The organism is Actinoplanes sp. NPDC051633 (assembly GCF_040681735.1).
Lineage (GTDB): Bacteria > Actinomycetota > Actinomycetes > Mycobacteriales > Micromonosporaceae > Actinoplanes.
The window spans coordinates 1-5,948 of sequence record NZ_JBFAZH010000426.1; the positions used below are offsets into that span (position 1 = coordinate 1).

A 5,948-nucleotide genomic window follows, 5' to 3' on the forward strand; every position below is an offset into this window, starting at 1 on the left:
TGCTGATCGCGCGCTGCTGCCCGCCGTACTCGAAGGGTTCCTCGGGCTCGCGGGCCAGCCGGTTCGCGTACTCGGCGAGGGTGATCCCCAGGGCCATGATGTAGGCCGCGGCCTGCTCCAACGCTAGCGGCAGACCACCCAGAATCGTCGCCACCGACGCCGCCGCGGACCGGTCCCCCTGATCGGTCGCGTCCAGCAAGAACTTGATCGCCTGATCCTCCGGCAGCGACCCCAGCCGCACCGAGCGCAGCCCGCGGCGCCGCCAGTCCACGTCCATGTCGCGGCGGGTGGTGACCAGGACCCGACTGCCGGCGGCACGGCCCAGGAACGCGTCGATGTCCTCCGGCTGCTCGACGTTGTCCAGCACGGCGAGCCAGCCCGGGTGCTCCTGCAGCCAGTTCAGCGCCCACTGCGCCGCGACCTCGGGCGGTGACACCCGCAGTGCGGCGACCAGGGAGTACGCGATCTCGGCGAGATCCTTCGTCAGGTTCGCCGCGTTGTCCGCGGTGATCCACCAGACCGACGTGAACTCGGCGCGCCTGGCCGACGCGTACTGCAGCGCGAGCTCGCTCTTCCCGACGCCACCGAGGCCCTTGACCGTCTGCCCGATGACGCCGGTGCCGTCGCTGAGCACGTCGTGTAAACGCCGGAGCTCATCGTCACGCCCGACAAACAACCGGCTGGGCGGCCGCGGAACATTCCAGACCGAGGTGGTTGACACGTTCGCCACGTCCGGGATGTTGTCCGGCAGGACGTAGTTGGTGACGCTCGAGTTGTCGCCCGAGACGAACGTGCCACTGAACTGGCCGAACGCACCGGACCGATGGCCCGACGAGGTCTGGCCGGTCATGGCCGACCCGCAGTCACCGGGTGATGTGGGAGTGGTCCCCGGTCACGACGACGCCGGAGATCTGGTCCGCGGCCACCGACCGCTCCCCCGACGCGGTGATGGACGAGCCGGCCGAGCCGACCTCGTCGGCGACCAGCCGGGCCAGCTCCGGGTCGGCGGCGAGCGCCTTGCGGATCTGCAGGCGCAGCGCGGCCCGACGGTCCTCATCCTCGGTGTCCTCGGCCAGGTCGACGACGGCCGCCTCGATCGACGGTGACGGCCGCCCGACGAGACGGGCCAGGATGCGCCCACCCACGCCGACGGTGGCGTCGGCCGCGGCCTCCTGCAGTTTCTCCAGAACTGTCGCGCCGTAGGTGTGCACGGCGGCTGCGACGAACGGGACGGCGCTCGCGGCGAGTGTGGCGATCTCCGTACTCATCGCATTCCTTTCATGGTGGTGGTCATGACCTCGGTCAGGCGTTGGGCGGCGCGGGTGCCGGAGAGTCGGTTCTCGTGGATCACCGTCAGGTCCTCGACCGCGCAGGCCGGCGGGGTGTGGTCGACGGAGCGGGCCAAGGCCGGATGATGACGGGCCCAGGCCTCGATGCCCTCGATCAACTTCGCGTCGGCCTCGTCCGGTGGTAACACCGCCAACGACCAGGCGAATTGCTGACGGTACGGCCAGAACGACCACACCTTCGTCTCGTCGATGAGCTGATCGACCGGATCGTTGCGGAGGTAACGCAAGGCGATCTGGACCGCGTCGCTGCCGCCGTCGTTGATCAGCTCGTCGACCATGCGGTGCCGGGCCCGTGCGCCCGCCACCTCGTAAAACGTGCTGCGACACCCACGCGGCCCGGCCGTAACGACGATGTCCCGCCACGTCAGCGGCGAGCCGTCGCTGGTCTCGAGCAACTGTGCGGCGGCCCCGTAGTAGATCAACCTCGTCTGCCAGTGACTACGCCGCGGCGAAGAGCTCTCGGTGAGCCGCCTCATCCACCCGCCGATCACGGTGTGCTGGAAGCGTTCGGAGGCTGCCGGTGCCGCCGGTGCCGTCGTCATCGCCCTCGACCCTCGATCCCGTTGTCCATCACGTTGCCTGACGACCGTCTCTGACGGACAGACACGGGTCATTCGCGAGCGCGGATGGAATTTTCCCTCGAACGGATGAACATCGTTGATGTCCCGGGTGGTGCGCAGCCGCGACGTCAGAACCGGGATCGCCGCCAGTCCAGCGGGCGGACCGACTGCCGAAGAAATGCCGCCGCGGCTCGCCCCGCACCGCGACCGTTCCGATCGGGTGCCGGCTGCGCTTCCCGTACGGTTTCTCGGCTCCCGGCACCACGGCGGACACCGGCGTCCCGGCCAGCGCGGCGCCGAGGTCACGATCGAGGCGGTCCAGGTAACCGCCGTACGCACGCTGCAGAAAACTGTCCCTGAACGCTCGACGGATCGACAATCCGGCCGTCCGATGGATCGGTGTCGAACAGGTCAGTGAACCCGATGACCAGGTGCGAACCGGTCTCTTCGAACAGGTCGCCCGGGATGATCTCTATACGACAGTCCGGATGTCGCAGGTCACGGGCGACGACCCGGCCGGGCAGCGCCCGGTACGCCCCGAAGAGTGCCGATCCGGCGGTGACCACGAAGGCGACGACGCCGGCGTGCCCGGGAAACGCCACCCGGTCCCAGACGGCCCGGTAGGACTGAGGCATGAGGGCCGCGACGCCGAAGGCTGCGAACGATCTTGTGAACCAGAGCCGCCATTGGTGCGGCGACCCGAAGACACGCTCCCGGGTCCATCGTGGATCAGCCGTTCGGCTCAGAGGATTCCGATGGATGTCACCGAGGCGCACCGACGAACATCCGCGCTGCCGTCGGCTGATCGTCCGGTTTGCGCGTCCGAACCGGCGCAACCGCCCCGGAGCCCTCCCGGAGCGAGTGCTTTTTCGGTCAAGCTTTTGCATCGAGACCTCTCGTTGAACCGGTAACCCGGAAGGAGCCCTCGTTGGGCAGTTCGAACGCAACCGCACGGATGGACGCCGATCGAATCGGGCGGGTCCGCCTCCCCGCCAACGCCTCGCCCGGCCGGCTGTACGCTTCGCGGACATCCGCGGTCGCCACGCGGGACCCGGCCGGGGCTCCGTACGGCGACGGGGCCGGACGGCTGCGGGAGTTGGCTCGGGCCGGCAAGCTGGCTCAGGTCGCCGCGGGCGCCGGAGGCACCGAGCGGATGTGGCTCACCGGCGCGGCGTACGAGGTCGCCTGGCCGATCGTCTTCGCCCGGCTCACCCGCCGGTTGGAGTACGCGCGGGGCCACGCGGCCTGCGCGGTATCGATCGAGCGGCTGGCCCCGGACTGTCTCGACCGGTTCCACGAGGACGTGGAGGCGGTCGTCCACGATGTGCTGACCCACGCCCGCAGGCAGATCCTCGATCTCGAGGCCTGGGTCGCGAGCCGGCTGCAGGCCGCGACGGTGGACGGCCATCGGCGGATGCGCGGCCGGCGTGGCGCCCTGCAACGTCCTCGGCTCCCCATGTGGATAGCTGACGGACTGCACCGCGATCCATGGCTGACCACGCTGGCCACCGAGATCCTGGTTTGGGTGGGCATCGGCGCCACCGCGGGCGAGGACGTCTGGCCGCTCGAGTCTTGGGCGTACCAGCGGGGCGCGAAGACCGGGGACTGGGTCACCAGCGAACCGGCGGTGGTGGCGTCCGAGGTCGAGGCCGTGCTCGCAGTGATGCGGACCCGGCCCGCCTGGTACGCGTCGTACGTGGAGCAGCCCCTCGGCACCAAGCAGACCCCGGTTGCGACGCTGCCGGTCGGGGACGCCGCCGGCGAGACGGCCACCCCGCTCGCGGCGACCGGGCCGTACGAGGAGATCGACACCGAACTGCTCCGGCTGGCGGCCGACGCGGTGTGTGCCATCGACGCCCGAATCAGCCGGGGTGAGCAGGCCGAGCAGACCGTCGTGGACGTCATCCGGGCCGTCTTCGGCGGTACCTTCCGGCCGGCCCTCGACCGGGCGCCGCACGCCGTCGCCGATCCGGTCGGCGGGCTGACCGGCGCGCTGACCGACCCGACGACCCTGGACCGGATCGTCACCACCGTGCTGTCCATCATCGGCCGGGACCGTCCCTAACCGCCGTCGCCGGGGAGCCAGGCCAAGCCGTACCCGTGTCCCGGCCGGAGGCCGCTGAACGCCGTGCCGGCCTCGCCCCCGCCGTCCGGACGCAGCCGGTCGACGCCGGGGTCCCGGCAGCGCGGTCCATCCGGCGCGGCGCGACTCCGCCGATCCGCCACACCGCGGCCGGCGGGGTCACCGGCGGGAACCGGATCCGCAGTTAGGCGTGGTCGCACGGTTCGAACGGGACGAACGCGTAGCAGTCCCGGATCGGCCGGTCCCGCGACACCCGATAGTGGAGGCAGAACTCGTGGCGCGCGCCGGCCGGCAGCCGGTCGTAATCGGAGGCGGCAAGCCGGAGCTCCCGGCGACCGGCGGCAGGTCCATCTCGATCACCAGCCGGTCGATGTCCGCCGTCGTAACGACGGTCCGCTTCTCGTACAGCTCGATCTCCGGCGTGTCGAGGCGCAGCAACGCGGAGAACACCCGGGTACGCCATCCGGGTCCCGTCTCCGCTGGTACGACCGGGTCGAATCGGGTCACCGCAGCGCGTGCCAAGGCGTCGATGGCCTGATCCATGCGGCGGCGCGCGGCCCGCTCGCTGCAGTGTATCCGGGTCGCGTACGAGCGGGTGCGGGTGGTCAGCAGTTCTCCGGGACGAGGCCCCAGTGCGTGGGCCAGCTCGGCGGCGGTCCGCAGTTCGTCGTCCAGCCCCGCGCTCAGCTCGGTCAGTTCGTCCCGGAGGCGGAGGTGCAGGCTCGCGTCGGGTTCCGCCGTGGGTACCCCGATCACCGCGCCGAGCTGTGGCCCGAGGCGGCCGGCCAGTCCTCGTTCGTGCAGCCCTCTCCCCCAGCACAGCCGGCGCAGCTCGCTGCGGAGATCACCCTCGTAGGACACCGGTCACTCCGTCCGTCAATGAGCGGGTGAACCGTCCCGCGCCCTTCGACCGTCGCATCCATCGCGGACTGTCACTCCGTCATGCGGCGGGATGTCCGCGCCGGAGCGGTCACGTACCTGACACCGTGGACATCTGCTGTCCGGTGCCGATGCCGTGGCAAGAGCTTGGCCAGTTCACGATCGGCTGAACGGCCATGATGGCTGCTGTCGGAGCTGCGCTCGCCCAATACAGCCGTTCGGGTTCGGTGGAAACGCCAAGGCGATCAGCTGGATCGGGCCATATCTCAGGCGTAACGGTCAGTAATCGTTGCGAACCAGTCGATTGTGGTGTGTGGCTATCGCCGCACGGCCCGAAGCGCGGTCACACTCCTTCGCAAGGATCGTCCGGAAAGGAACAAATGCGTGGTCCGCATCCTCAAACGATCGACCCGGTGTGCGTTCTGCGTGATCTGGCGCGCTCGGGCCGGCTCGCCGCCACTGTCGCCGCGGCCGGACCCTCGGAACTCGCCGCGCTCGGCGCCGCCGCGTACGAGATCGTCTGGCCGGTCGTCTATCAGCACCTGACCCGCGGGCTCGAGCTCCGCCGCGGTCATCGCCGGTGCGCGTCGGGCGTGACCCTGCTCACCGACGAGTGCCTCGACCGCTTCCACGACGACGTCGAGGCCGTCGTCCATGATCTGCTGCGCAACGCCCACGCCGAGATCCAGACCGTCGAAGCCTGGCTGCACGGACGGTTGACCGCGGCCACGGTGGACGGCAACCGGCGTCGCCGTGGCCGTCGCGGAGCCCTGCAGCGGCCGCGGATGTCCGGTTGGCTCGCCGCCGAGCTCGGCCACGACCGATGGCTAATCCGGCTCGCGCTGCACGTCCTGGAATGGGTCGGCGTGCCGGAGACGGCGGGATCGGAGGTGTGGCCGCTGGACAGCTGGGTGGCGCTGCGCCCCGGCGCGACCGGCGACTGGGACACCGACGTCCGGACCGTACGCTCCGAGGTGGATCTCGTGCTGACGGCCATGCGCCGGCGGCCGGACTGGTACGCGTCGTACATCGAACGCCCGCTCGGCGCCAAGATCCCTCCGGTGGCGCCGACCGGAT

Annotated in this window: 8 protein-coding genes; 2 read left to right on the forward strand and 6 right to left on the reverse strand. The window is 70.4% G+C overall.

The genetic code is table 11. The annotated features are described in order from the left end of the window. The 5 genes from AB0M20_RS22650 to AB0M20_RS22670 form a co-directional block, all read right to left on the reverse strand. A partial coding sequence (locus AB0M20_RS22650) for an NB-ARC domain-containing protein (RefSeq protein ID WP_364301156.1) occupies positions 1-850 on the reverse strand: 850 nt, incomplete at its 3' end. A gap of 13 nt (positions 851-863) precedes the next feature. Further along, complete coding sequence (locus AB0M20_RS22655; protein ID WP_364301158.1) at positions 864-1,268, reverse strand: hypothetical protein; 405 nt, start codon at positions 1,266-1,268, stop codon at positions 864-866. Continuing rightward, positions 1,265-1,891, reverse strand: coding sequence for a hypothetical protein (locus AB0M20_RS22660; RefSeq protein WP_364301160.1), 627 nt, complete (start codon positions 1,889-1,891; stop codon positions 1,265-1,267). The genes AB0M20_RS22655 and AB0M20_RS22660 overlap by 4 nt, the downstream gene beginning before the upstream one ends. A gap of 28 nt (positions 1,892-1,919) precedes the next feature. Beyond that, positions 1,920-2,183 carry a hypothetical protein gene (locus tag AB0M20_RS22665; RefSeq protein ID WP_364301163.1) on the reverse strand — a complete coding sequence of 88 codons (264 nt, stop codon included), beginning with the start codon at positions 2,181-2,183 and terminating at the stop codon, positions 1,920-1,922. 28 nt (positions 2,184-2,211) lie between these two features. Then, positions 2,212-2,544, reverse strand: a complete 333-nt coding sequence (locus tag AB0M20_RS22670) for a macro domain-containing protein (protein ID WP_364301165.1) — start codon at positions 2,542-2,544, stop codon at positions 2,212-2,214. 320 nt (positions 2,545-2,864) lie between these two features. Here AB0M20_RS22670 and AB0M20_RS22675 point away from each other — a divergent pair, with 320 nt between their 5' ends. Continuing rightward, positions 2,865-3,974 carry a hypothetical protein gene (locus AB0M20_RS22675; protein ID WP_364301167.1) on the forward strand — a complete coding sequence of 370 codons (1,110 nt, stop codon included), beginning with the start codon at positions 2,865-2,867 and terminating at the stop codon, positions 3,972-3,974. A 177-nt stretch (positions 3,975-4,151) separates the two neighbouring features. Here the strand turns inward: AB0M20_RS22675 and AB0M20_RS22680 are convergent, their stop codons facing one another. Then, on the reverse strand, positions 4,152-4,853 hold the full coding sequence (locus tag AB0M20_RS22680) for a hypothetical protein (RefSeq protein ID WP_364301169.1): 702 nt from the start codon (positions 4,851-4,853) through the stop codon (positions 4,152-4,154). 431 nt (positions 4,854-5,284) lie between these two features. Here AB0M20_RS22680 and AB0M20_RS22685 point away from each other — a divergent pair. After that, a partial coding sequence (locus AB0M20_RS22685) for a hypothetical protein (protein WP_364301171.1) occupies positions 5,285-5,948 on the forward strand: 664 nt, incomplete at its 3' end.

What these genes read in the sequence shown, in the direction of transcription:
- AB0M20_RS22655 (WP_364301158.1), bottom strand. Translation starts at nt 1,268, where the DNA reads ATGAGTACGGAGATCGCCACACTCGCCGCGAGCGCCGTCCCGTTCGTC.
- AB0M20_RS22660 (WP_364301160.1), bottom strand. Translation starts at nt 1,891, where the DNA reads ATGACGACGGCACCGGCGGCACCGGCAGCCTCCGAACGCTTCCAGCAC.
- AB0M20_RS22670 (WP_364301165.1), bottom strand. Translation starts at nt 2,544, where the DNA reads ATGCCTCAGTCCTACCGGGCCGTCTGGGACCGGGTGGCGTTTCCCGGG.
- AB0M20_RS22675 (WP_364301167.1), top strand. Translation starts at nt 2,865, where the DNA reads ATGGACGCCGATCGAATCGGGCGGGTCCGCCTCCCCGCCAACGCCTCG.